The 23,239-nt window shown below is 67.7% G+C and carries 27 protein-coding genes; 9 read left to right on the top strand and 18 right to left on the bottom strand.

All coding sequences use genetic code 11. From position 1 onward, the window contains the following. Window positions 1-36 precede the first annotated feature (36 nt). From ABD116_RS17125 to alr, 5 genes are all read right to left on the bottom strand, one after another. Complete coding sequence (locus ABD116_RS17125) at window positions 37-1,557, bottom strand: formate dehydrogenase beta subunit (protein WP_343970427.1); 1,521 nt, start codon at window positions 1,555-1,557, stop codon at window positions 37-39. Next, the gene (locus ABD116_RS17120) at window positions 1,554-2,081 is read right to left on the bottom strand and encodes an NAD(P)H-dependent oxidoreductase subunit E (RefSeq protein ID WP_343970424.1); all 528 of its coding nucleotides are present in this window, start codon (window positions 2,079-2,081) and stop codon (window positions 1,554-1,556) included. Before ABD116_RS17120 ends, ABD116_RS17125 begins: the two co-directional genes overlap by 4 nt. A 70-nt stretch (window positions 2,082-2,151) precedes the next feature. After that, complete coding sequence (locus ABD116_RS17115) at window positions 2,152-2,805, bottom strand: M15 family metallopeptidase (RefSeq protein WP_343970422.1); 654 nt, start codon at window positions 2,803-2,805, stop codon at window positions 2,152-2,154. After that, window positions 2,802-3,773, bottom strand: coding sequence for a D-alanine--D-alanine ligase family protein (locus ABD116_RS17110; protein WP_343970419.1), 972 nt, complete (start codon window positions 3,771-3,773; stop codon window positions 2,802-2,804). The genes ABD116_RS17115 and ABD116_RS17110 overlap by 4 nt, the downstream gene beginning before the upstream one ends. After that, the gene (gene alr / locus ABD116_RS17105) at window positions 3,770-4,897 is read right to left on the bottom strand and encodes an alanine racemase (protein WP_343970417.1); all 1,128 of its coding nucleotides are present in this window, start codon (window positions 4,895-4,897) and stop codon (window positions 3,770-3,772) included. Before alr ends, ABD116_RS17110 begins: the two co-directional genes overlap by 4 nt. 203 nt (window positions 4,898-5,100) lie before the next feature. On the opposite strand from alr, the gene ABD116_RS17100 reads away from it, so the two are divergent. Together ABD116_RS17100 and ABD116_RS17095 are read left to right on the top strand one after the other, a co-directional pair. Continuing rightward, a complete protein-coding gene (locus ABD116_RS17100; protein ID WP_343970414.1) occupies window positions 5,101-5,658 on the top strand; it encodes a CGNR zinc finger domain-containing protein in 558 nt (185 codons plus the stop codon). 82 nt (window positions 5,659-5,740) lie between these two features. Continuing rightward, entirely contained in the window at window positions 5,741-6,211 is a 471-nt protein-coding gene (locus ABD116_RS17095) for a carboxymuconolactone decarboxylase family protein (protein ID WP_343970411.1), read from the top strand. Here the strand turns inward: ABD116_RS17095 and ABD116_RS17090 are convergent. The 4 genes from ABD116_RS17090 to ABD116_RS17075 all read right to left on the bottom strand — a co-directional run bounded on the left by ABD116_RS17090 (window position 6,204) and on the right by ABD116_RS17075 (window position 9,236). After that, entirely contained in the window at window positions 6,204-6,836 is a 633-nt protein-coding gene (locus ABD116_RS17090) for a GNAT family N-acetyltransferase (protein WP_343970408.1), read from the bottom strand. The genes ABD116_RS17095 and ABD116_RS17090 overlap by 8 nt on opposite strands. A gap of 39 nt (window positions 6,837-6,875) precedes the next feature. After that, complete coding sequence (locus tag ABD116_RS17085; protein WP_343970405.1) at window positions 6,876-7,991, bottom strand: ROK family protein; 1,116 nt, start codon at window positions 7,989-7,991, stop codon at window positions 6,876-6,878. 94 nt (window positions 7,992-8,085) lie between these two features. Continuing rightward, entirely contained in the window at window positions 8,086-8,790 is a 705-nt protein-coding gene (locus tag ABD116_RS17080; RefSeq protein WP_343970402.1) for a GAF and ANTAR domain-containing protein, read from the bottom strand. A gap of 125 nt (window positions 8,791-8,915) precedes the next feature. Continuing rightward, entirely contained in the window at window positions 8,916-9,236 is a 321-nt protein-coding gene (locus ABD116_RS17075) for a hypothetical protein (protein WP_343970399.1), read from the bottom strand. Between the two features lie 64 nt (window positions 9,237-9,300). Between ABD116_RS17075 and ABD116_RS17070 the strand changes: the two genes are divergently transcribed. From ABD116_RS17070 to ABD116_RS17060, 3 genes are all read left to right on the top strand, one after another. Continuing rightward, entirely contained in the window at window positions 9,301-9,948 is a 648-nt protein-coding gene (locus ABD116_RS17070; protein WP_343970396.1) for a TetR/AcrR family transcriptional regulator, read from the top strand. Continuing rightward, window positions 9,941-11,863 carry a Na+/H+ antiporter NhaA gene (nhaA, locus tag ABD116_RS17065; protein ID WP_343970393.1) on the top strand — a complete coding sequence of 641 codons (1,923 nt, stop codon included), beginning with the start codon at window positions 9,941-9,943 and terminating at the stop codon, window positions 11,861-11,863. Before ABD116_RS17070 ends, nhaA begins: the two co-directional genes overlap by 8 nt. A 131-nt stretch (window positions 11,864-11,994) precedes the next feature. Continuing rightward, window positions 11,995-12,450: a rhodanese-like domain-containing protein gene (locus ABD116_RS17060; RefSeq protein ID WP_343970390.1), complete on the top strand. Its 456-nt coding sequence runs from the start codon at window positions 11,995-11,997 to the stop codon at window positions 12,448-12,450. A 9-nt stretch (window positions 12,451-12,459) separates the two neighbouring features. Here ABD116_RS17060 and ABD116_RS17055 read toward each other — a convergent pair whose 3' ends face one another. From ABD116_RS17055 to ABD116_RS17040, 4 genes are read right to left on the bottom strand one after another with little or no spacing between them, the layout of a single operon-like run. Then, the gene (locus ABD116_RS17055; protein ID WP_343970388.1) at window positions 12,460-12,966 is read right to left on the bottom strand and encodes a tetratricopeptide repeat protein; all 507 of its coding nucleotides are present in this window, start codon (window positions 12,964-12,966) and stop codon (window positions 12,460-12,462) included. Window positions 12,967-12,989: 23 nt separating this feature from the next. Continuing rightward, window positions 12,990-14,687, bottom strand: coding sequence for an MOSC domain-containing protein (locus tag ABD116_RS17050; protein ID WP_343970386.1), 1,698 nt, complete (start codon window positions 14,685-14,687; stop codon window positions 12,990-12,992). Window positions 14,688-14,689: 2 nt separating this feature from the next. Then, the gene (locus ABD116_RS17045; RefSeq protein ID WP_343970384.1) at window positions 14,690-15,511 is read right to left on the bottom strand and encodes a pyridoxamine 5'-phosphate oxidase family protein; all 822 of its coding nucleotides are present in this window, start codon (window positions 15,509-15,511) and stop codon (window positions 14,690-14,692) included. Further along, window positions 15,508-16,101: a CGNR zinc finger domain-containing protein gene (locus tag ABD116_RS17040; RefSeq protein WP_343970381.1), complete on the bottom strand. Its 594-nt coding sequence runs from the start codon at window positions 16,099-16,101 to the stop codon at window positions 15,508-15,510. Before ABD116_RS17040 ends, ABD116_RS17045 begins: the two co-directional genes overlap by 4 nt. A gap of 120 nt (window positions 16,102-16,221) precedes the next feature. Here ABD116_RS17040 and ABD116_RS17035 point away from each other — a divergent pair, with 120 nt between their 5' ends. From ABD116_RS17035 to ABD116_RS17025, 3 genes are read left to right on the top strand one after another with little or no spacing between them, the layout of a single operon-like run. Beyond that, window positions 16,222-17,085, top strand: a complete 864-nt coding sequence (locus ABD116_RS17035) for a DUF427 domain-containing protein (protein WP_343970378.1) — start codon at window positions 16,222-16,224, stop codon at window positions 17,083-17,085. An 11-nt stretch (window positions 17,086-17,096) separates the two neighbouring features. Beyond that, a complete protein-coding gene (locus tag ABD116_RS17030; protein ID WP_343970375.1) occupies window positions 17,097-17,810 on the top strand; it encodes an SDR family oxidoreductase in 714 nt (237 codons plus the stop codon). Window positions 17,811-17,813: 3 nt separating this feature from the next. Next, window positions 17,814-18,212: a VOC family protein gene (locus tag ABD116_RS17025; RefSeq protein WP_343970974.1), complete on the top strand. Its 399-nt coding sequence runs from the start codon at window positions 17,814-17,816 to the stop codon at window positions 18,210-18,212. Between the two features lie 114 nt (window positions 18,213-18,326). Here the strand turns inward: ABD116_RS17025 and ABD116_RS17020 are convergent, their stop codons facing one another. The 3 genes from ABD116_RS17020 to ABD116_RS17010 are packed head-to-tail and all read right to left on the bottom strand — an operon-like array spanning window position 18,327 to window position 20,475. Further along, entirely contained in the window at window positions 18,327-18,686 is a 360-nt protein-coding gene (locus tag ABD116_RS17020) for an SgcJ/EcaC family oxidoreductase (RefSeq protein ID WP_343970372.1), read from the bottom strand. Next, on the bottom strand, window positions 18,683-19,750 hold the full coding sequence (locus tag ABD116_RS17015; RefSeq protein ID WP_343970369.1) for a YbfB/YjiJ family MFS transporter: 1,068 nt from the start codon (window positions 19,748-19,750) through the stop codon (window positions 18,683-18,685). The genes ABD116_RS17020 and ABD116_RS17015 overlap by 4 nt, the downstream gene beginning before the upstream one ends. Window positions 19,751-19,764: 14 nt before the next feature. After that, on the bottom strand, window positions 19,765-20,475 hold the full coding sequence (locus ABD116_RS17010; RefSeq protein ID WP_343970366.1) for an SDR family NAD(P)-dependent oxidoreductase: 711 nt from the start codon (window positions 20,473-20,475) through the stop codon (window positions 19,765-19,767). A gap of 130 nt (window positions 20,476-20,605) precedes the next feature. Between ABD116_RS17010 and ABD116_RS17005 the strand changes: the two genes are divergently transcribed. Continuing rightward, a complete protein-coding gene (locus ABD116_RS17005; protein WP_343970363.1) occupies window positions 20,606-21,517 on the top strand; it encodes a LysR family transcriptional regulator in 912 nt (303 codons plus the stop codon). Here the strand turns inward: ABD116_RS17005 and ABD116_RS17000 are convergent. Continuing rightward, a complete protein-coding gene (locus ABD116_RS17000; RefSeq protein WP_343970360.1) occupies window positions 21,508-22,338 on the bottom strand; it encodes a fructosamine kinase family protein in 831 nt (276 codons plus the stop codon). The two genes, ABD116_RS17005 and ABD116_RS17000, sit on opposite strands and share 10 nt — an antisense overlap. Next, complete coding sequence (locus tag ABD116_RS16995; protein WP_343970357.1) at window positions 22,331-23,233, bottom strand: cation diffusion facilitator family transporter; 903 nt, start codon at window positions 23,231-23,233, stop codon at window positions 22,331-22,333. The genes ABD116_RS17000 and ABD116_RS16995 overlap by 8 nt, the downstream gene beginning before the upstream one ends. Between the last annotated feature and the right edge of the window lie 6 nt (window positions 23,234-23,239).

The raw sequence follows: 23,239 nt of genomic DNA, 5'->3' as shown, positions 1-23,239 counted from the left end.
GGCGGCTGTGTTGAATGATGAACTCGCTGCGCTCGTTCATGCGTTGAAGTCCTCTCCGAAGTGGCGGACCGCGCTGCGGACGGGCAGCGGGGTGAGGCCGCCCATCGCGCAGAGCGAGCCATCGGTCATCAGGTCGCACAGGTCGTCGAGCAGTACGAGGTTCTTCTTGCGGTCCTCACCGCGGCGGATCCGGTCGATCGTCTCGACCCCGCGGACCGCGCCGACCCGGCACGGCGTGCACTTGCCGCAGGACTCCTCCGCGCAGAACTCGAAGGCGAACCGGGCCATCGCGGACATGTCGACGGTCTCGTCGAACACCACGATGCCGCCGTGCCCGACCATCGCGCCGGCCGCCGCGAACGACTCGTAGTCCATCGGCAGGTCGAACTGCTCGACCGGAAGGTAGGCCCCCAGTGGCCCACCCACCTGCACCGCTCGTACCGGCCGTTTCGACGCCGTACCGCCGCCGAGGTCGTTGACCAGCTCGCCGAGGGTGATGCCGAACGCGGTCTCGACAATGCCGCCGCGGGCGATATTGCCGCCGAGCTGGAAGACGTTGGTGCCGAGCGAACGACCCATCCCATAGGCCGCGTAGGTCTTGGCGCCGTTGGCCAGGATGGTCGGGATCGTTGCCAACGACAACACGTTGTTGACGACCGTCGGACGGCCGAAGAGCCCTTCCAGGGCGGGGATCGGGGGCTTGGCCCGGACCATGCCGCGCTTGCCTTCGAGGCTTTCCAGCATCGAGGTCTCTTCGCCGCAGATGTAGGCGCCGGCGCCGACCCGGACGTGCAGGTCGAAGGTCAGGTCCGAGCCGAGGATGTTGCTGCCGAGCCAGCCGTGCTCACGGGCGGTCCGGATCGCCGCGTTCAGCGCTTCGACCGCATCGGGGTACTCCGAGCGCAGGTAGACGTAGCCTTCGGTGGCGCCGACGGCGTACGCGGCGATCGTCATGCCCTCGATGAGGGTGAACGGGTCGCCCTCGATCAGCATCCGGTCGGCGAAGGTGCCGGAGTCGCCTTCATCCGCGTTGCAGCAGACGAACTTGAGGTCCGACTCCGCGCCGAGCACCGTCCGCCACTTGATCCCAGTCGGAAACCCCGCGCCACCCCGCCCGCGCAAACCGCTGGCCACAACTTCTTCGACGACTTCAGCCGGAGTCAGAGCCAAGGCGGCTCGAAGTCCCTTGTTTCCTTGGTGTTCCGCGTGATCATCGCCCGACCTCGGATCAATCACCCCAACCCGGCTGAAGGTCAACCGCTGCTGCCGCTTCATCCACGGCAACTCCTCAACCAACCCGAGATGTGCACCGGTGCCATCGAACAACCCACCTGCGATCAGCCCATCAACGTCTTCTGGAGCGACCGGGCCGTATCCAACACGGCCTCCCGCCGTCTCGACCTCGACGAGCGGTTCCAGCCACAGCATCCCGCGCGACCCGTTGCGGACTATCTCGATGTCCCGCCCGCTGGCTTCGACGGCTGTGGTGATTCGCTCGGCGACCTCGTCGGCTCCGACGGATCGGGCGGCGGCGTCGCGGGGTACGAAGATCTTCATCGGACCTCCCCGAGCAACGCGTCCAGCCGGGCCGGCGTGACCCGCCCGTGCAACTTCTCGCCGACCTGCACAGCCGGTCCGAGCGCGCAGTTGCCGAGGCAGAACACCTCGTCGACGGTCAGCTTCCCGTCGTACGTCGTCTCCCCGAACCCGACCCCGGTACGCCGCTTCGCATGCGCCGCCAGCTCCTCCGCCCCGACCGACCGGCACGCCTCCGCCTGGCAGATCCGCAACGTCGTCCGCCCGGCCGGCTCACGCCGGAAGTCGCGGTAGAAGGTGACGACACCGTGCACCTCGGCGACCGAGAAGTTGAGCACGTCCGCGATCACCGGAACGTCGAGCTGATCGACGTACCCGAGCTCTTCCTGGACCGCATGCAGGATCGGTATCAGCGCACCCCGCAGACCGCGCAGCTCCGTGGCGATCTCGCGTACACGATCAGCACGCCCGGGAATCGGGGCGGGGGCAGGGGACGTGACTGACCGGGGTGGTGGGGCGGGGAAAGCATTAGGCGCAGCCGTCATACAACGACTGTCCCCGGCGGTTACTCCACGGTCAAAGCAAACTTACCTATGACGCGATAGGCGTCAACTATCAACTATTGCTGGCTTCCAGCGCCGTTGACTCATCGTACTTCGCGGGCCCGTAGATGGCGTGTTCGCGCTCTTCGACGAAGGCCCAGTAGCGGTCGCCGTAGGACCAGTGCCACCACTCGGTCGGGTAGTTCACCAGGCCCGCCGAGGTGAGCACATCGGCCAGCAGCGTGCGGTTGGTGCGCGCCTCGCGGCTGATGTTGGTGGCGGCGAAGAAGCAGGCGCCGTCGCTCTGCTCGGGGGTCGCGTCGATCGGCGTACCGAGATCGAACGGGCCGTGTTCGCCGACCAGCGTCAGGTCAACAGCCGCGCCGGCGACATGCGGCGCGACCTCGACCGGCGATACGAACCGGCTCGCGAGGACATGCGCCTCGTCGTCGGAGATACCGGGGTTGAGGATCTTCAGCTCGGCCTTGTAGCCGTCGTAGATCTCCCGCTGACTCTCGATCGCGCGCAGCCCCTCGACCACGTGCAGCCGAACGCCGGTGGGCAGGAAGGTGTCGGCGACCGCGAGCTTGTCGGCCACGCTCTCCCGGACGTACTGACGCCCCTCGGCCGAGATCCCCCGGCTGAAGAGATCGACAAGCGGCTCGCCACTGTCGATCGCCGGAATTCTGGTGATCCGCTCATCGCTCAGCAGAACGGGCACGGTCATGCGGTCTGCTTCACCGCGGCGGTGCGGACCAGGTTGTCGACGACCTGGGCGTAGGTCAGGCCGGCGGCAGCCCACATCCGCGGGAACTGCGACATCGCGGTGAAGCCGGGGAAGGTGTTGATCTCGTTGACCAGCGGCTTGCCGTCGGCCGGGACGAAGAAGTCGACCCGGGCCAGCCCCTGGCAGCCGAGCGCGTCGAAGACCTCCAGCGCCGTACGCCGCAGCTGCTCGGTCAACTCAGGATCGGTCGGCGCCGGTACGACGAACTTGGTCGCCCCGCTGTCGTACTTCGCGGCCGCGTTGAAGAACGGCTGGTCGGGGTCGGCGTGGATCTCCAGCGCCGGCGCGACGTCCACGCGACCGTCCGGGAACTCCATCACCGAGAGGTCGATCTCACGGCCGTTGATCTCCTGCTCGACCAGCACGTGCGGGTCCAGCTCGGCCGCGACGGCCAGTGCCGCCTGGAGCGTCTGCAGGTCGGTGGCCCGGGTGACCCCGAAGCTCGACCCGCCGCTGCCCGGCTTCACGAAGACGGGGAACTCGATGTCGGCTGCCTTCAAACGCTGGATGACGGCCTCGGCGTCCTTGAGATCAGCGCCGCGGACGGTGATGCCCGGCGTCACCGGGATGCCTTGCGCGCGCAGGATGCCCTTGGTCAGGTGCTTGTCGAGCCCGACGGCGCTCGCGGCCACACCGCTGCCGACGTACGGGACGTGCAACTGGTCCAGGAAGCCCTGGATGACGCCGTCCTCGCCGCCCTCGCCGTGCAGGGCCGGGATCACCACGTCGCAGTCCTGCAGCAGCGCGATCGCCTCGGCCTGGCCGTCCTGCCAGTAGCCCTCCGGGTCGAGGACCAGCCGGACGACCTCGTGGCCGGACTGCTCCGCCGCCTCGGCGATGCCACGCCCACTCGCGAGGGACACCTCGTGCTCCGGGCTGGCTCCGCCACTGATCACGACTACCTTCACCGCTGGGCTCCCTCGACGTAACGACGCGGGACCCGGTTACCGAGCCCGCAGTAGATTTCATGTGGAATGGTTCCGGCCCAGCGCGCCCAGTCGTCGGCCGTCGGTTCGCCGGAGTCACCGTTGCCGAAGACGATCACCGGCGTACCGGGCTCGACCGCGAGATCGCCCGCGTCGATCACGAACTGGTCCATCGTGACCCGCCCGATGATCGGCATCAGGACACCCCGGACGAGCACGCTGGCCCGGCCGCCGGTGTTGCGCGGGATGCCGTCGGCGTACCCGACCGGGACCAGCGCGACCGTGGTGTCACGCTCAGCGATGAAGTCGTGCCCGTACGAGACACCTTCGCCGGCCTTGATCCGGCGGACCTGGATGACCTTGGTGACGAACTGCATCGGCTGGCGCAGGCCGGCGTCGACCTCGTCGATGCCGAACACGCCGGCACCGATCCGGACCATGTTGCAATCCGGGGCATCCAGGGTGAGCGCGCCGGACGAGTTCGCCAGGTGCACGTACTCGGGGTCGAGGCCGGCCCGGCGGGCCAGCGTGACGCCGGTACGGAGGAGTTGGTGCTGCTTCTTGCTGTGCGACCCGTCCAGCTCGTCGCCGTGGGACAGGTGCGACCAGATGCCGCGGACCTTGAGCGCGCCGAGCGACTCGTAGTGGGCTGCTGTGCGAGTCAGCTCGATCCACTGGTCGGGGGCGCTGCCGCCGCGGTGCATACCGGTATCGAGCTTGAGGTGCACGTTGTGCACGTTCGGCGCCGAGGCGATCTGCTGGAGCTCGGCGACGGTGGAGACGCTCACATCGATGTCGGTGAGCAGCAGCAGTTCGGAGGCGTCGTAAAGCCAGATCATGATCGGTTCGGTGATCCCGGCGGCGCGCAGTTGCAGGGCCTCGTCCGCGCGGGCGACGCCGAGCCACGTGGCGCCTGCCTCGATCGCAGCGGTGGCGACCTGGACCGCGCCGTGGTTGAAGGCGTCGGCCTTGACGATCGCCATCACCTCGGTGCCCGGCCGGATCCGCTTGGCCAGGGTCTTCACGTTGTCCCGGACGGCGGACAGGTCGATGACCGTCTCGGCCAGGCCCACGCAGGGGCGGGCCGGGGCTGGCGCCAGGTTCATATCCGTCATTGTTGTGTCCGGCAACGAGCCTGCACATCGGCTCGGGGTTGGAGATTCAGCGTGGCGAGCATACGACCGTGGTACGACACGACCATGGTTCGGCTCGTCCTTTCGCTCGGAGTTTTACCTACTCTTGTCCGACGCCACCGCGATCCTTCCGGTTCGCACCCGGGCAGAGTCTTAACGTTTCGTAGGCTGACCGGGTGGACGCAACCGATCATCTGAGGGACTCGCTCGACGCGGCGGTCGCTCTGGGTAACCGACTCGGCGCACAGTGGAGCCGTGGGCGGCCGCAAAGTGCTGGTGACATCGAATCAGTAGAAGCCGTACTACGGCTGTCCACCAAATTGTCTCAAGACGTGGATGACCGGGCGCTGGCCGAATTCCAGGCCGGAGGGGCCCGTTTGTACGCCGCGCTGGCGCTGCTGGCCGACGGTTCGGTGGACGCCGGCGCCGCCCGGCTCAACGAGTTGCTGGCGGCCACTCAGGCGGCTCCACGGCTCACCCGACCTGCTGGTTCGCCCTGGCATCTGCACTTCGCCGCGCCGGGTGTCTCGCTGGCTCATGGCTGGTTGGCCGAGTTCGCCACGGCGGCCGCGATGCTGCTGGGCAGTTCGGAGTACGAGCTGTTGAAGCGCTGCGAGGCGGACCGGTGTGACCTGCTCTTTCTGGATGCCACCCGCAACCACACCCAGCGGTTCTGCTCCACCGCCTGCCAGAACCGCACGAAGGTCGCGGCCTTCCGCGCTCGGGTGCCCTAGGTCACATTCTGTGAGGTCACAGTTGCGGCGGCTGTCGTGTCGTAAGGGGTGTAGACGAAAAACACGACAGAGGAGTCCAATCATGGATGCCCGTTTGAGCATGTTCGGCCAGCCCGCCGCTGACAAGCTGGTGAAGCACCTGGTTGGTGCCAGCCGTACCATCGCGCCCGCCCTGCCCTACACGACGCTCGAGCTGGTGAACCTGCGCGCCAGCCAGATCAACGGGTGCGGCTTCTGCACCGATATGCACATCAAGGACGCGATCCACGCCGGGGAGTCGCAGCAGCGGCTCAACATGGTCGCCGCGTGGCGGGAGGCGACCTGCTTCACCGAGGCCGAGCGCGCGGCGCTCGAGCTGGCGGAGGAGGGCACCCGGATCGCGGATGCCGCCGGTGGCGTGAGCGACGAGGTCTGGGAGAACGCGGCCAAGCACTACACCGAGGAGCAGCTCTTCGCCCTGGTGGCCCAGATCGCGCTGATCAACACCTTCAACCGGCTCAACGTGATCACCCGGCAGCCCGCCGGCGACTACGTGGCCGGACAGTTCAACTGACCGCAGTGATCATCGTCGCCTCGGTCGACCAACCGAGCTTCGGGTAGAGGTAACCGCCATCGGTCGTCGCCATCAGCAGACCGGTGGCGGCGCCGCGGTCCGTCGCTCGCCGGCTGAGCAGGCTCATCACGACACTGCCCAGCCCGCGACGGCGATGAGCGGGATCGGTCTGGATGTCGTGCAGGACGGCATCGTCGCCGACGACGGCAGCCATCCCGCGGGCCGCGACGTTGCCCTGGCCGTCTTTGACCTTCACGTACTCCAGCGGCCCGTCGCTCGTGGTCTCCAGCCTGTACCCCGGGGGCGCGGTTGTGTCCGGGTGCTTCCTCAGCTCGATGGTCATCAGGAGGCACGGCTCGTCGAGCAGTCTGAGACCGGCCTGCTCCAGTACTGCGGCCTTTGCCGCCGGCTGACCGGTGGTCACGGTCAGCCAGGTATCGGAGCTCTTGGCAGTCCTGACCGCCAGCTCGTTCACGATCTCGGCGTCATCGGTCAGCGCGAACAGTTCCCGCTCCCGCCCAGGCAGCCCAAGCCTCACCTCCAGCGCAAAGTCCCGCTCCAGCGCCGCCCCCACTCCCCGACACAGCACCCAGCCACGCGCCCAACGGCGTACAAGCTCATCCACACGCTGATCGTAACTGCTTATCGCGGATTAGTCAGTTACTTATCTGCCGAGGACGAAGGTTTGGATGGCGATTACGGCGGCGCCTCGGGCCCATTGGGTGAAGGACGGATCCTGCAAGATGAGTGGGGGTGGGATGGCGGACGGGTGGCGGTCTTGTCGCAGGCCGGTTTGGAGCTCGTCTTGGGCGACGGTGGCGAGTTGGACGCCCTCGCCGCCGAGCATCACCGCCTCGGGCATGGTGAAGTTGCTGGCGGCCGCGATCAGCCGGCCCAGGGCGTGGCCCGCGGCGCCGACGATCCGGCGGGCTTCGGGGTCGCCGTTCTTGGCCAGGTCGAGGCATTCGTCGTACCGGACCGGGCGGCCGAGCGCCGCGCTGATCTGGCTGGTGATCGCGTCGGTGGTGAGCATCGCGCTGGCGCAACCGTGGTGGCCGCGGTCGCAGAGCGGGCCGTCCGGATCGAGCGGGTAGTGGCCGATCAGGCCGAGCCCGGCCTCGGTCGTGTGGACCAGCTTGTCGTGCACGACCAGGCCGTAGCCGATCCCGGCGCCGATGGTGAGCAGGCAGAACCGGCTGATCCCGCGGCCCGCGCCGAACCAGTGGATCGCCTCGGTCACCGCGGTCACGTCGTTCGAGACGACCACCTGTACGTCGGTCCGCTCGGCGAGGAGCTGCTGGAAACTCACGTCCTCCCAGTCCAGGAAGTCGCCGTGGATCACGTCGCCCGAACCGGCGACGTGCCCGCCGACGCTGACCCCGATGCCGGTGATCCCCGGCCGGCCGTCGCTCAGCGAACGCGCGAGCTCGACGACCAGATCGGCGACCTCCTCGGGAGAGTGGCTGGGCAGCGGCCGCTCCTCGCTCGCGATCACCTCGGCCCTGAGCGTGGTCAGCACCCCGAGCGCGGTGTCGGAGGTCAATTTCACCCCGACGAAGTGGTGCGAGGTCGGCACGATGTCCAACGGCTGCGAAGGCCGCCCGACTCTCGGATCGGCAGGCCCGCCCGGTACTTCGACCAGCAACCCCGACTCGAGCATCGGCTTGGTCAACCGGGTCAGACTGCCCGCCGACAACTCCACCCGCCTCGCCAGCTCAGCCCGTGACAGGGGTCCGTCCAGCAGGATCTCCAGCGCAAGCCGATGGGACGGCCCGCTCAACGGCCGCCAGCTCCCCGCTCCCGCCGAAATCCCTCCCACCCCACCAGACCTTACCGTCGGAGCACGTCCGCGCACGGTGCTTCGGCGCACCGCGTCAGTGCGGAAGTTTGCGGGTGTCGATGAGTTGCTGGGCGACGTCGCGGAGTTTGGTGTTGGTGTCTTGGGAGTAGCGCTTGAGGATGGCGAAGGCGCGGTCGCCGTCGACGTCGAAGCGTTCCATCAGGATGCCCATCGCCTGGCCGACCAGTTTCCGGGCGTCGACGGCTTGGGACATGGTCTCTTCGTGGCGGGCCGAGGCGACGGCTACCGAGGCGTGGCGAGCCAGGATGTGGGCGATCGCCTCGTCGTCCTCGCTGAAGGCGTCGGGCTCCGCGGAGTACAGGCCCATGACCCCGACGGTCGCGCGGCCGGTCTCGCCGGTGGTCAGCGGGACGTCGAGCACGCTGCGGACGCCGAGCCTGGCGACCTTCTCGGCCCAGATCGGCCAGCGGTCGTCGGTGTGGGTGTCGCGGATCAGCACGGTGGCGCGATCGCGCAAGGCGGTGATGAGCGGTCCGCTGTTCGAGCTGATCTGCAGGCCGTACACGTCGCTCACGACCGGGTCGGTGACCGCCGCGACCTCCGGCTGCTGGCCACGTGTGGACAGCGTGACCCCGGCGTACATGCAGTTCAGAGCTTGCAGTGCGAACTGGACGACGGCGTCGACCGTCTCCTCGACGCTCGGCGCGTCGTGCAGTTCGATGGCAAGCCGCGCGAAGGCGTCCGCGGACGTCGGCGCAGCTACCTCGAAGTCAGCCATCAGGGGGCTCCAGACATGAGTCATCGTCGGGGGTCACCCCGTGGCTGGAGTGTTCCTCAGCGGACATCATGCAGCCTGGTCCGCCCGAAGTGGTAGCCGGAGCACCAGATTGATCCGGCCGGATCTCAGCGGTGCTCGACCTGACAGTGCGGAAGGCCGGTGGAGGCCGGGGTGCAGACCACATACGTGTTGTCGCCGGCCGAGGTGTCGCTGACCCACGGCATCACCGATTCGCCTGCCAGCAAGGTGTCCAGGGTCTGCAGATCGGGGTCGCGTGGCTCCGGATGGTGACGATATCCGGCCGCGCCGAGGGCGAGTGCGACCGACATCGCGAGCAGGTTGGTCGCATTCGGTTCGTCCGGGCGCTCGGTGTCGTCTGCCGGCTCGAGCCGGATGCCGTGATCCGGCACGTCCACGATCCGCGCCACATAGCTGCCAGTAGTCATAGCCCGACAGTAGACCCGGTGGATTCTGGGATGCAAATCCCAGAAAGTCGGGTAGGGTGGGCGCATGACCGGCACGGCGAAGCTGACGCGCAAAGGGCGGGCGACCAAGGAGCGGATCGTCTCCGCGGCCGCCGACCTGATCTACGAGCACGGGGTCGCGGGCACGAGCATCGAGGACGTCCGGGCCGCGGCCGGCGTGAGTGGGTCGCAGATGACGCACTACTTCCAGGACAAGCGCAGCCTGGTCGCGGACGTGGTCGACCATCAGGCGAGGGTCGTGATCGAGTTGGAGAGCAGCCCGGCGGCGGGTGGGCTCGACAGCTTCGAGGCACTGCGCCGCTGGGCCGCGCTCACCGTGCAACGCCAGGTCGACAAGCATTGCGAGGGCGGCTGCCGGCTCGGCTCGCTGGCCGGCGAAGTGGTCGAGACCGATCTGCTGGCGCGCGCCCGGCTCGCCATCGGCTTCGCCGAGTGGGAGCGCAAACTGCGGGAGGGTCTGCAGTCGATGTCCGACCGGGGCGAGCTGAGTCCCGACGCAGACCCGGAGAAGCTGGCGATGGCGCTGCTGGCCGCGCTGCAAGGCGGCATGTTGCTCACCCAGACCCAGCGGGACGCGGCTCCACTGGCGGCGGCGCTCGATGCGATGCTGACCTACGTCGAGTCGTTCGCGACCGATCCGGCGACCGTTGGACGAAGAGGGCAGGATGGCTGACTTCTCGGAAGTGCTGAGCGGGCGGACGAACTGGACCAGGGAGTTCGCCGCGCCGATCCGGGACTTCCTGCGGACCGAATCGGGTAGCTCGGGCGTGCTCGCCGTGGCGATCCTGCTCGCGCTGGCCTGGGCCAACCTCGCGCCTGGCTCGTACACCGAGTTCTGGCATACCGACTTCTCGCTGGCGCTCGGTGGCCGCGAGCTGAACATGTCGTTGCAGGAGTGGGTGAACAGCGGTCTGATGACGCTGTTCTTCCTGGTGGTCGGGTTGGAGGCGCGGCGCGAGTTCGACCTGGGTGACCTGCGCGATCGCAGCCGCTTCGTCCTTCCGGTGGTGGCCGGGGTGGCGGGGATGGCGGCGCCGGTGCTGATCTACCTGGCGTTCAACCACGGCGGTGAGGGCGCTCACGGCTGGGGTGTCGCGATGTCGACCGACACCGCGCTGGCGCTCGGCCTGCTCGCGCTGGTCGGGCGGGGCGTGCCGGATCGGGTTCGGGTCTTTCTGCTGACCGTCTTCGTCGTGGACGATCTGATCGCGCTGCTGGTGATCGCGATCGTCTACAGCGAGAACATCTCGTTGATGCCGCTGCTGATCGCGATCGTTGCCTTCGGCGTGCTGTTGACGGCGAGCCTGCTCAGGGTCCGCCAGGTCGGTGTCTATGTGGCGCTTGGGGTGGTCACTTGGGCCGCCTTGCTGACGAGCGGAGTGGATCCCGTGGTCGCGGGACTGGCGATCGGGCTGACCGCGTCGGCGTACTCGCCGGGGCGTGATGAGCTGGAGCAGGCGAGCGGGTTGTTCCGGTTGTTCCGTGAGCAGCCGACGCCGGAGCTGGCGCGCAACGCGACGCTCGGGCTGACCTCGACACTCTCGCCGAATGCGCGGCTCCAGCACTTCTATCACCCCTGGACGAGCTACCTGATCGTGCCGATCTTCGGCCTCGCCAACGCCGGCATCACGATCGATGGCGACTTCTTGGCGCAGGCGTTCCGGTCGCCGATCACGCTGGGCATCCTGTTCGGATACGTGATCGGCAAGCCGGTCGCGGTGATGACCGCTTCGTGGGCGCTGACGCGATTCACCGGTGGGCGACTGCGGCCGCAGGTCGGTTGGGCGGCGGTGGCGGGCAGCGGGACGATCGCCGGTATGGGGTTCACCGTTTCGTTGCTGATAGCAACGTTGGCGTTCGAAGGCCGGGCGCTGACGGAGGCGAAGCTGGGGTTGCTGTCCGCGGTGGTTGTTGCCTCGGCGCTCACCTGGCTGGTGTTCCGGGCCGCGCATCTGTTGTCGCCGGCCCGCAAGGCGGTCGCGCTGCTCGGTGACGTCGACGAGTTGGTCGACCTGATGGATCCGGTCGATCCCGAGCGGGACCACATCCGCGGGCCGGAGAACGCCTCGGTGACCTTGGTCGAGTACGGCGACTTCGAGTGCCCGTACTGCGGGCTGGCGGAGCCGGTCGTCCGGGACCTGCTGAAGGACGACGACCTGCGCTATGTCTGGCGTCATCTGCCGCTGACCGATGTGCATCCTCGTGCTCAGATCGCGGCTGAGGTGTCGGAGGCGGCGGCCGCGCAAGGCGCCTTCTGGGAGATGCATGACCTGCTGCTCGCGAACCAGGAGAACCTCAAGCCGGCCGACCTGATGTCGTACGCGCTCCAACTCGGCCTCGACAACGACCGGATCCACGACGAGGTCAAACGCCATGTGGCCGCTGCCCGGGTCGCTCAGGATGTCGAGTCCGCCGACCTGAGTGGGGTGTCCGGCACTCCCACCTTCTTCGTCAACGGGCAACGCCACTACGGCGCCTACGACGTGGAGACCCTGAAGACAGCCATCAAGACCGCCCGGGTCCGCGCCAAGATCCGCGACACCGAACTCCCACCACTGGTCCGCCGCCGCCGGGCTCGCACCACCTGAGCCTGGTCGGGCCGGCCGCCGCAACGGAGTGGCAGTAATTAGTGTCGGTAGGTCATTTCTGCCACTGTTGTGATGGGGTGGGTCTCGGAGACGCTGAGGGCTCAACAGAAGCTCGGGCGAAGGGAGCGAAGATGTCGGCTGTGTTGGAGACTCCGCCGGGGGTGCGGGACGAGGCGATTGAGTACTTCGCCGGGAAGCTCAGGTTCGAGACGGATCCGTCCGATGTGGCGGCCGATATCGGGGCTGGGGTGACCGGGTGGGTTCTGATCGACAGCCGGAGCCAGGAGAGCTGGGATCAGGGGCATGTGCCGGGGGCGATTCATCTGCCGACGCGGGAGATCGCGGCGCGCGCGGCGGACGTCGTACCGGCTGGGGTTTCGGTGGTCACCTATTGCTGGGGGCCGGCTTGTAACGGTGGGACCAAGGCGGCGCTGGAGTTCGCCAAGCTCGGGTATCCGGTCAAGGAGATGATCGGGGGATTCGAGTACTGGACGCGTGAGGGACTCCCGGTGGAGACGGCCGACGGCATCACCCGCCGCCCGTCGGATCCGTTGACTGCTCCGACGGGGATCGCTTGCGCCTGCTGACGGTCGGGGTCAGGCGTGGGGGTTGGCCAGGTACTCGGCGTTGCCGCGGATGGCTGCTTCGTAGCGCTTGAGTTCGGGGGTGTCGATGCGGTCGGCGATGACCAGCAGGAGGGTCGCCAGCGCCTTGTCGTGGTGGCCGGCGGCGTGGTGGGTCAGGGCCTTGAAGACTCGGAGCGAGTCTGACTCGGGGAACTCCTGGCTGGCGGCTTTGAAGACGGCCAGGGACTCGTCGAAGCGGTCGAGGTTGCGCAGGGTGCTGCCGTACTGCAGGAGGCAGCGGCGTTTGATGTCGCCGCTCAGGCCGGGGAGGGCCTGCTCGTAGTACGGCAGGGCCTTCTCCTCCTGGCCGGCAGTGTCGTAGGCGCCGCCGACCTCGTACAGCACGTACGGGTTGCCCGGATGCTTGGTCAGCAGGTCCTCGAAGAAGTCGATCGTCGGCTGCATGTTCTCCCGGTCGCGCCGGGCGAACGCCTCGTCGATGGTCGCGGCCAGTTCCGGCGTCAGGTCTTCGGTCACAGTTCCATCATGCCGCGTCGGGGTCAGAGGTCGAGGACTACCTCGCTGGTGGGGCGTGCGCAGCAGGGGAGGATCTGGCCCGCAGGTGCCGGCTCCAGGGGCTCTGGCGAGTAGGTCACTTCGCCGGAGATCAGTGGGGTGACGCAGGTGTGGCAGACGCCGGTACGGCAGGACCAGCGGGTTGGTACGTCGCATGCGTCGGCCAGGTCGAGCAGGGACGGCTGCTGGTCCGACCACGGTACGGAGAGGCCGCTGCGGGCGAACGTGACCAACGGGCCGGTACCGGGCTCGCCCTCCGGTGGGTGGGGCGGTACTGACCGGTGGCCGGTGATGCCGGGGTTGATCGATGCCAGCGTGCCGAAGAGTTCGGTGTGGATCCGATCCCGCGCAATCCCCAACCCTGCAAGCGTTTCCGTCAGCTCACTCATGAACCCGGCCGGGCCACAGACATACGCCGACGCATCCCCCGGCAACCCCAGCGCCTCGAACTGCTCCGCGGTCGGTCGCTGGCCATCCGCGGTGTAGAACACCTGCTGGTGGGCCAGTGGAAGGGCCTTCAGTAGGTCGCCGGCCTCGGACGCGAAGGCTTGCTGGGCTTGATTGCGAGCGACATGAATCCACCACACTGGTCGAGTCGGCTGGTCTGCGAGTGCATGCAGCATCGCGAGCACCGGGGTGATCCCTACTCCGGCGGAGACCAGGATGACTGGGCCGGTGTCGTCGGTCAGGACGAAATCGCCACGGGGTGCTGCGACGTCGATGTCCATCCCGGCCTTCAGGTGGTCGTGGATGTAGGTGCTGACCAGGCCGTCGCGCTTCACGCTGATCCTGTACTCCGCGGCGCCCGGCGCCGACGACAGCGAGTAGCTCCGGACGGCCGGTGGAGCATCGGGCGCGGCCGCGAGTCGCAAGGTCAAGTACTGGCCGGCTTGTGCGGCCGGCAACTCACCAGTGCCGTCCTCCGGCCGGAAACAGACCGAAAGGATCGAGCTGCTCTCGGGCACCACCGCCGTCACCTTCAACGGACGGAAACCCGGCCAACCAGCCGGTGCGGTGACATCTGCTGTAGGTGGAGCGGAGTAGTCGTCGACCAGTTCTCTGAAGGATTGTTGCCAGCCGGGGCTCAGGGCGGGGATGTGCAGGGAGCGGCGGAGTTGCTCGCGGTCGCGGTTGGGGAGGTAGAGGAGGGCGTCGATGTCGGCGACGCTCAGGGCTTCCGGGCCTACGCGGGTGCGGATGATTTCGTCGCCTGCTTCGACGACGCCTTCCTTGATGACGCGCAGGTAGAAGCCGGGGCGGTGGTGGGCGACGAGGAGCGATGGGAGTTGGGGCTCGCCCATGCGCATGCCGACGCGGTAACAAGTCACCCGCGGCTGGGTGACCTCGAACTCCGCCTCACCGATCCGGTACCGATCGCCGATACAGACCTCGTCATCCGGCAACCCGTCCACAGTGAAGTTCTCGCCGAACATCCCGTAGGTGAGGTCGTCGCGCCCGAAGTACTCCTCCCAGTGCGCATACGACTCCAGCTGGTAGACCAGCACCGCGCGCTGCTCACCACCGTGTCCACCCAGATCGCCCTGGCCGTCACCGTCGACGTTCAGCCGCCGGACCATTCGCGGCCCGTCGACCGGAGACTTGAAGACACCTGTGTAGACCGTCCGGTCGTGCCAGGACACGTCCTTGGGCAGGCCGACGTTCAGGGAGAGCAGCGTCGCCATCATCAGCTCCAGCTGTTGAGTACTGATCGAGTCGGATGGAAACGCACCGCCCGGCCCGTCTCGCCTCCGGCATTCCAGTCGATTGTGGCCGTACCGGACAAGTGCAGGGCGGTACCGGTCGAGAAGTCCAGGAACAGCAACGAGGCGGTTGGGTCGACCGCGATGTTGCCAAGACTGTTGAACATGTTGTTGCCCGGGAAGTCCGGCCACCACAGGTCCCCGCCGTCGATCCGCACGAAGCCGGGCTCGCCACCCTTGTGCGAGGTGTCGGCGCCGCGGGTAGGGTGCGCAGTACCGAGGAAGAAGGTGTCCGCGCCCTCGATCAGCGCGGTTGCCGCCTCACCGAGCGACCCGTCCGTCACGACCGGCAGCGTCGACGCCGGCTGGGTGACCTCGTGGGGATGGATGTACTGCGGACAGTTGCCATAGGCCTGCTCCGCCGCGATCTCCAACTCACCGTCGGTACTCCGAACCAGCTCCCCGTTGATCCTCACCCGACGCCGCAACGCAAGGTCGATCACCAGTACGCCGACCGGCTGCCACGCCGGTACGCCGTGCAACGGGTCACCCGGCCCAGGCGCGGTACCGATCGTCAACGTGCTGCCACTCGAGCTCAGGAAACCAGGCAGTCCGGCCATCCCCGATGTCCACAGCCGCCCGTCGCCGTCGCGTGCCGTGATCGCCACGAAGTCGCGTTGCGCCAAGAACTTCTGCGCGCCACCGTCGAGCGACGCCGGCCGCAGCATCCCCTCGAGCCGGGCCGCGTCGAAGGCGACTCCAGCCTTCTCCTGGACCGCCAATTCGCCTTCGTGGAAGCCGATCATGACTGCCTCGTCTTCTCGTAGTGCCTGGCGACCCGGGTGCGGTTGCCGCAGCGGCTGCCGATGCACCACTGCCGTCGCTTGTGCTCGGCCAGGAAGAGCATCGAGCAGTTCGGATTCGCACAGCGCCGGAGCGTCCCGAGCCGGGCCGGGTCGGCCATCAGCTCGATCGTCTCGCGGGCCATCATCGCCAGCGCGGCATTGCCGCCGTACTCCGGATGCCAGCGGATCTCCGCCTTCGACCCGTCGTCCGAAACCACCATCCGCAGGCTCTGTGGCGCCCCGGCGACGGCCGCGTTCAGGTCGTCGATAGAGGTTGCTGATGGCAACCGATTGGTCAGGTGCGCGTCGAGGACGTCCCGTACTGCGGCCCGCAGCCGGCGCACCGCAGCGCCGTCCGGAACCGGGCCGGCCGGCAGTCGGCTCGACTGCAGCGACCACCAGCTCGCCAGCTGCTCCGGCGTCTCGATCAAGTCGACCGGCGGGGTGACCGCCAATAGCTGTGTGTCCACCAGGTCGAGCGCGGCCAGCCGCTCACCGCCCATGGAGAACCCCGCGGCCAGCAGGTCCTCGACGCTCGGGCTCATGCTCATTTCTCTACCTTACGCATTAGTTACGTCTCAAATCAACAGTCTGACAAGGTCTTGCGCAGGCCTATCTAATGGTTTTAGCTTCATTTCAACATTACAGGCGAGCGGAAGTGGAGAGGCATCATGGGACTGTCCTGGCAACAAGGGCCACTGGGCGGCGGCGCGGTCGGCCGTTTCCTGACCCCGGAGCCGCTGCCCGAGCGGCTGCTGTACGCCGAGCGCCTGCGGCGCCGGATGCGGGTCCGGTTCGGTGGCGAGTGGATCGCGGACAGTGAGGACGTGATCCTGCTCCACGAGCCGGGGCGCTACCCGGTCGCGTACTTCCCGCGCAGCGACGTCCAGGCAGATGTGCTCTCGGGTGGTGAGCGGACGACGCAGCACCGCGACCTGGGGACGACTGCTTGGTACACCGTCGGCGGCGCTGGGCGTGAGGCGCAGCGCGCTGCCTGGGAGCACATCGATCTGCCCGCGTACGCCGGCGAGCTGGCCGGACGGGTTGCTTTCGCGTGGCGGGCGATGGATGCGTTCTACGAGGAGGACGAGCGGATTCTGGGGCACGCCGCGGACGCTTATCACCGGATCGACATTCGGAGTACTTCGCGGCATCTCGTAGTACGGGCTGGGGACCGGGTGATCGCTGAGACGTCCCGGCCGGTGGTGCTGTACGAATCCGGGTTCGCGCCGCGGTGGTACGTACCGCGCGAGGACGTGGTGGACGGGTCGCTCACACCGGTCGATGGCCAGACCTTCTGCCCGTACAAGGGGTTGGCGGACTACTACGACATCGGTACTGCGAAGCGCGCTGCCTGGTCGTATCGCGAGGCCTACGACGAGGTCGCCCGGGTATCGGACCTGGTGTCCTTCGAGGCCGACAAGGTCGAGGTCACGCTGGACGGCGTACGGCTGCTGCCGGAGCCCGGGCAGCAAGTGAAACCGCACGGCATCGACCGCGGACTCGACACCGACGAACTCATCTCGATCGACTGAAGGGCTGGCTCATGTCTGTATCACTGGAGAACCGCACTGTTCTGGTCGTCGGTCGCGGGAGCGGAATCGCGCGGGCGACTGTGGATGCCCTGCTCGCCGTGGGCGCCAAGGTTGTGGCTGCCGGTCGCGATCAGGAGGTGCTGGCGGCGGCGTACAAGGGAACTGCGGTCCAGACGGCGACCATCGACCTGAACGACGAGGCATCGATCGCGGCGCTGGCCTCGTCGATCGAGGTGGATCACGTCGTGTCCACCGCATCGGCGCGGGCTCGCGGCCTGGTCACTGAGCTGACGCCGGCCGCGATGCTCGGATCGTTCCAGACCAAGGTGATCGGCCCGATCCTGCTGGCCAAGCACTTCGCACCCCGGCTGCCGGCCGACGGCTCGTTCGTCTTCTTCTCCGGGCACTCCGCCCGCAAGTCGCACACCGGGATGCTCGCGGTCGGCGCGACCAACGCGGCCGTCGACGCGGTCGCGCGATCGCTCGCGGTCGAGCTGGCGCCCATCCGGGTCAACGCCGTTTCGCCCGGCACGATCGACACCGGCGCGTACGACGGCCTCGGCGAGGCGGCGAAGGCCGACCTCTTCGCCCACCGCGTCGCCGAGAACCCGGCCGGCCGCCTCGGCACCGCGGAGGACGTCGCCGACGGCGTCCTCTTCGCTCTCACCAGCACTTTCGTCACCGGTACGTCGATCGCCGTCGACGGCGGCGAACCGATCGTCTGAGGAATCCGGTCACGTCCCACGAACCCGCCATCATCCCCGGCGAGATGCCCGCTCCCGGTCACCGACCTCGACCGCGCCAAAGCCTTCTACGCCGACCGACTCGGTTTCGAACTGGACGTAGACGTCACGCCGGTCGACGGCGTACGAATCGTCCAGTTCACTCCGCCCGGCTCCTACTGCTCAATCAAACTCTCCACCGGAATCCCCGAGGTGGACATGCCGCCCGGCTCCCTGCGCGGTCTCCACCTCGTCGTCGCCGACATCGAGGCCGCCCGCGAGGCCCTCATCGCCCGAGGCGTCGGGGTGCAGCCGGTGGAGGAGGTCCGAGGCGTCTACTTCGCCTACTTCTCTGACTCCGACGGCAATACCTGGACCCTCCAGCACCTGCCCTGGCGGAAGTGAGCGTCCCGATCGACAGGTAGTGCACTCCGAGACGGTGTATGCAACGACGGCCGCGCGCTCAGGTGCACTAGTTGACGGCCACTATGTCCTGTCGTCCGGGACAGAAGCCCCTGCCTATCCGAGTTTGGAGACCTGGTAGTGGGCGATCTTCCAGGTGTTGTCGTTGTCCTGGGCAAGGATGCTGAGGAAGACCTCCAGGGTGGGGCGGTCGGTGAAGGAAAAGGCGACCTTGAGGTAGCCGAGGACCAGGTCGTCGGTCAGTTGGCGGGACTCGAGGATCTTGTAGTCGGCCTTCATGCCTAAGGGTTGTGAGGCGTAGTACTCGGCTACGCCGGTGGGGCCGATGCTGTAGGGGTGCAGGCCTTGGAAGATGGCGTCGGCCGTGAAGACGTCGGCGACGGCCTCTGGGTCGTGGGCATCGACGCCGGCCTTCCAGGCGTCGAGGACCGTGGTGAGGATGGTGGTGGTGTTCATGGTTGAAGCTCCTTGACGAGGACGCCGGCAGCGAGTGCTGCCAGTGTGACGATGGCGGCGCCGATGAGTAGCGCCTGGTGGTAGCCGTTGTGGAGAAGGGGGGTCACGGCGAGCGGGCCGATGATCTGCCCGACGCCGTAGCCGGTGGTGAGGATGGCGACGGCCTTGGGGATCTGGAGGTGCTCGCCGATCGCGAGGGCCATGCTGCAGATGCCGAGGAACGTTGCGCCGAAGAGGATTGCTGAGATGAGAGCTGGAGCAATTCCGCCGGTCAGTGCGGGGAGGGTCAGGCCCATCGCCTGCAAGACCAGGGCCGTGAATAGGAGGGTAGGGCGCGACCAGGTGCGGCCGAGGGTCGCCCACAGTGCGGTGGACGGTACTGCGGCGAGGCCGACCAGGACCCACGCGGCACCGCCGAGCCAGCCGGTCGACGTTTGGTTGATCGCGGCAACCAAGAAGGTCCCGGCGATGACGTAGCCGACGCCTTCGAGGGTGTAGCTGGCCAGCAACGTCCCGAACCATTTGCTGGTCTGGTTGGTGCCTTTCTCGGGCTGCCTTGATGGACTTGCTGTCTGGAGTCTCCAGGCCGGGATCGCCAGTACGGTCGCCAAGGCAGCTGCCGTCCACCAGGCGTCTTGCCAGGTTCCGGTCGTACGGAGGATCAGTACTGCGGCCCCCGACAACGCGATCCCCGCTCCGATCCCGCCGAACGCCCAACCGACCAGGTGCTTGGCCGGACTCGCGAGCAGTGCGCTGACGGCGATGACGAAGATCAGCGCACTGGCGATTCCCGCCAGCAACCTCAGCGCGACCCATCCGCCGGCCGGCATCAGGGCGAGTGTTGCGATCAGAGTCAGCAGCGACAACCGAAGTACCGGCTGGGAGCGGGCCAGGATGGGCGCCACGATCGCCGCGAGGGCGCCGATCAGGTAGCCGATGTAGTTGGCGGTCGCCAGGTGGGCGCCGGTCCGCGCCGACATCCCTGCCTGTGCCTGCATCAGCGGCAGGATCGGGGTGTAGACGAACCGCCCGACTCCCATCCCCACCGCCAATGCCGCGCCCACCTGGCCCGCCTTCATCAGTGGCCCGCGCTCTGTCCGCCGTCGACGTAGAGAATCGTGCCGGTGACGAACGGCGCCTCTTCGAGGTAGGTGACGGCTCCGACCACGTCGGAGATCTCGCCCATCCGGCCGACCGGGTGCAGGCTCGCCAGTACTTCGTGAGTCTCCTCCGGGTGCATCGGCGTCCGCATGATGCCGGGAGCGACCGTGTTGACGCGGATCCCGCGGGTGGCGTACTCGATCGCCAGCGACTTGGTCACCGCGTTGAGCCCGCCCTTGGTCAGCGAAGCGAGCGCGGACGGCACGTTCGAGTTGGCGTGGTCGACCAGCGCCGTCGAGATGTTGACGATGTGGCCGCCGTCGCCGGTGGCGAGCATCGCCTCGACCGCGCGCCGGGTCAACTCGAAGAAGCCGCGCAGGTTCACGCCGGTGACCAGGTCGAACTCCTCGTCGGTGTAGTCGGTGAAGGGCTTGGCGACGAAGACGCCGGCGTTGTTGATCACGGTGTCGATCCGGCCGAACTCGGCCAGCCCCTGCTCGATGATCCGGTTGCCGACGCCCGGGGTGGCGATGTCGCCGGCCACGGTCAGGACCAGCGGGTCGTCGGAGGGCTGGATGGAGCGCGAGTTCGCGACCACGGCGTACCCGAGCTTGCGATAGGCGGTCACCAGCCCCGCGCCGAAGCCCTGCGATGCGCCGGTGACGACAGCTACTTTCTGGGTACTCACAGCTTGTTCTTCTTTCTGTCTCTTCAGGAGGGAGAGCGATCGTTCTCCGTGACTTGATGGTGGCTCGGCACGGACCGCCTTTCCACGACTTGTTGGCTCTCTGCTGGGAGGCTGCGCCTACGATCGGGGAATGGAACTGCGACAGCTGCGGTACTTCGTCGCGGTGGCCGAGGAGCTGAACTTCGGCCGCGCTGCCGCCACCCTGCACATCGCCGGCCCGTCGCTGTCGCAGCAGATCAAGGCGCTCGAACGCGACCTCGGCATCCGGCTGTTCGACCGCGACCGCCGCTCGGTCACGTTGACGGCCTCCGGCGAGGCCCTGCTCGGTCCCGCCCGCGACCTCCTGAACCAGGCCGACGAGCTGCGCCGCTCAGCCGCCGGGCTCTCGAAGGCCGAACCGGTCCGCCTCGGCTACGTCAGCTGGCACCCGCCGGACCTGATCACCCGCGTCTCCGGCATCGCCCGCCTCCGCCTCGACGCATGGGTCCTGCCGTCGCATACCCAGGCCGCCCGGGTAGCCGACGGCAGCGTCGACCTGGCGATCGCCTGGATCAAGACCTCCGCGCTGGCCGAGCTCAAACTCGAGGCGCGCTTCCTCGGCGCCGACCGCCTGTACGCCGTATCGCCCGGCCCCGACGATTCGCCGGTGCTCGCCAAGGACGTCATCATCCTGGTCGACTCCGACATCGCGACCTGGTCCTCATGGAACGACTACGCGGAGGAACTCGCGCGGGCGACCGGAGCACGACTCGAGTACGTCGACGACGGCGGAATGACCGGACCGGCGTTCCACGAACACGTCCGCCGCCTCCGCCGCCCGGTCCTCAACAACCCGAAGCGCACCACCACCCCGACCCCACCCGATCTGACGGAACGCCAGGTCACCGACCCTGCGCCGTACTGGACCTGGTCTCTCCTATCCCGCCAATCGGACCCGCGGGCCGCAGTCCAATCCACCATCCACGCCCTGACCGACGACGTCCCACCCCTCTGCGCCGACCTCTCCGCCTGCTGGCTCCCGGTCGAGGATCCCTACCGATAGGCCCTGACGACGGCTCGGATCTGCTCGACGTAATCGCCGGTTGGGCCGAAATGAGCGACGACGCTCAGCAGTTCGCGGAGGTTCAGCAACCGCATCCGCTCCCGCCAGCCGGGCTCGGGCGGGTGGACTTCGTGGTACGCGGCGAAGAAGCGGTCCGGTACTCCGCCGGAGCAGAACATCATGCTGAGGTCGACCTCGGCCCAGGTCCAGCTCACGGCCGGGTCGATGAACGCCGGTCGGCCGTCGCGGGTGGCGATGACATTGGCCTTCCAGAGGTCGCCGTGCGTCAGGACGGCGGGTGCATGGGGGAGTAGTTCGTCGAAGCGGGCGCAGAGCCGTTCGATGTCGGCTCGATCGGCGGGGGTGAGTGCTTCTTGGGTCTTGGGTTCGCGGAGATAGCGCAGTACTCGTCTGGTGGCGAAGAAGCGGTGGCCGTTGGAGTCCCAGCTGTTCTCCTGGGGGAGGCGGCCGAGCCAGCCGTCTTCGGGCCAGCCGTGTCTTGGGGATGTCTTCGTGTGCAGGGTGGCGATGGCTCTGCCGGCGGTTTCCCAGAACTCGTCGGAGTCGGGCGTGGTCGGGTTCAGGGCTTCCAGGGTCAGCGCGTTGGCGGTGACCGTGATGACGTCGGGGGTACGGAGGCCTTCGGCTCGTAGTACGGCGAGGCCTTTGGCTTCTGTGGCGAAATCGGCGTCGCCTGTTTTGACGACCACTGTTTTGTCGGCCAGCTTCACCAGCCAGGTGGTGTTCGCGAAGCCTCCGGTGAGTTGCTCGGCTGCGAGGATCTCCGCGCCCGGTGGTAGCGCTGCCTTGGGGTCAGACACTCAGGGTGGGTTCGTCGGGGGCGGAGAGGCTGAGGATTGCTCCGGCTACCGCGGGGGAGGCGCTGATTTTGGCTTCGAGGGCGCGGAGGCGGACGGCGACGTGGGATTCGGTGTCGTCGCCGGTGAGGTCTACGTCGCCGATGACCGAGATCATCCGGGGGCCGACGATCTCGAGGCGGAGATAGGTGACCCGGGCAACTTCCGGGGCGGCGAGGATGGCTTGCAGGGCGGCTTGGCGGACCTTCGGATCGGCTTCCTGGCCGACCAGGAATCGGCGGTTGCGGTTGATCAGGAGCAGGGCGACCCAGGCCAGCAGCAGGCCGACGAGGATCGAGCCGACGGCGTCTGGGATCGCCGAGCCGGTCACTTGGTGCGCGAACAGGCCGGCGGCCGCGATGACCAACCCGCCCAGTGCGGCGGCGTCCTCGACGAACACCGCGCGCAGGGTCGGGTCGGAGGTGGCGAGCACGTGCTCGATGAGGTCGCGGTCGAGCGTGGCGGCCTCACCCTTGGCCTGCCGGGTCGACTGCGCGAACGAGATCCCTTCGAGAACGAAGGAGACGGCCAGTACGACGTACCCGATCACGAAGTGTCCCGCCGGCTCCGGCGTGATCAACTCCTGGACCCCGTGCGTGATCGACACCGCCGCACCCGCCACGAACAACCCGAGTGCGGCGAACAACGACCACACGTACGCCTCACGCCCATGTCCCAACGGATGCAACTCATCAGCCGGCTTGTGCGCCTGCCGATTGGCGATCAGCAAGAAGACCTCGTTCCCCGCATCGGCCCACGAGTGCGCCGCCTCCGCCAGAATCGAAGCCGACCCCGTAGCCAACGCAGCCACCGACTTGGCGATCGCGATCAACACATTGGCCCCAAAGGCAACCAACACCGTCGT

The organism is Kribbella koreensis (genome assembly GCF_039525325.1).
In the GTDB taxonomy this organism is placed as follows: Bacteria; Actinomycetota; Actinomycetes; order Propionibacteriales; family Kribbellaceae; genus Kribbella; species Kribbella koreensis.
The sequence above is the reverse complement of the archived record's forward strand: the minus strand, read 5'-3'. Positions and strand labels throughout refer to the sequence as shown.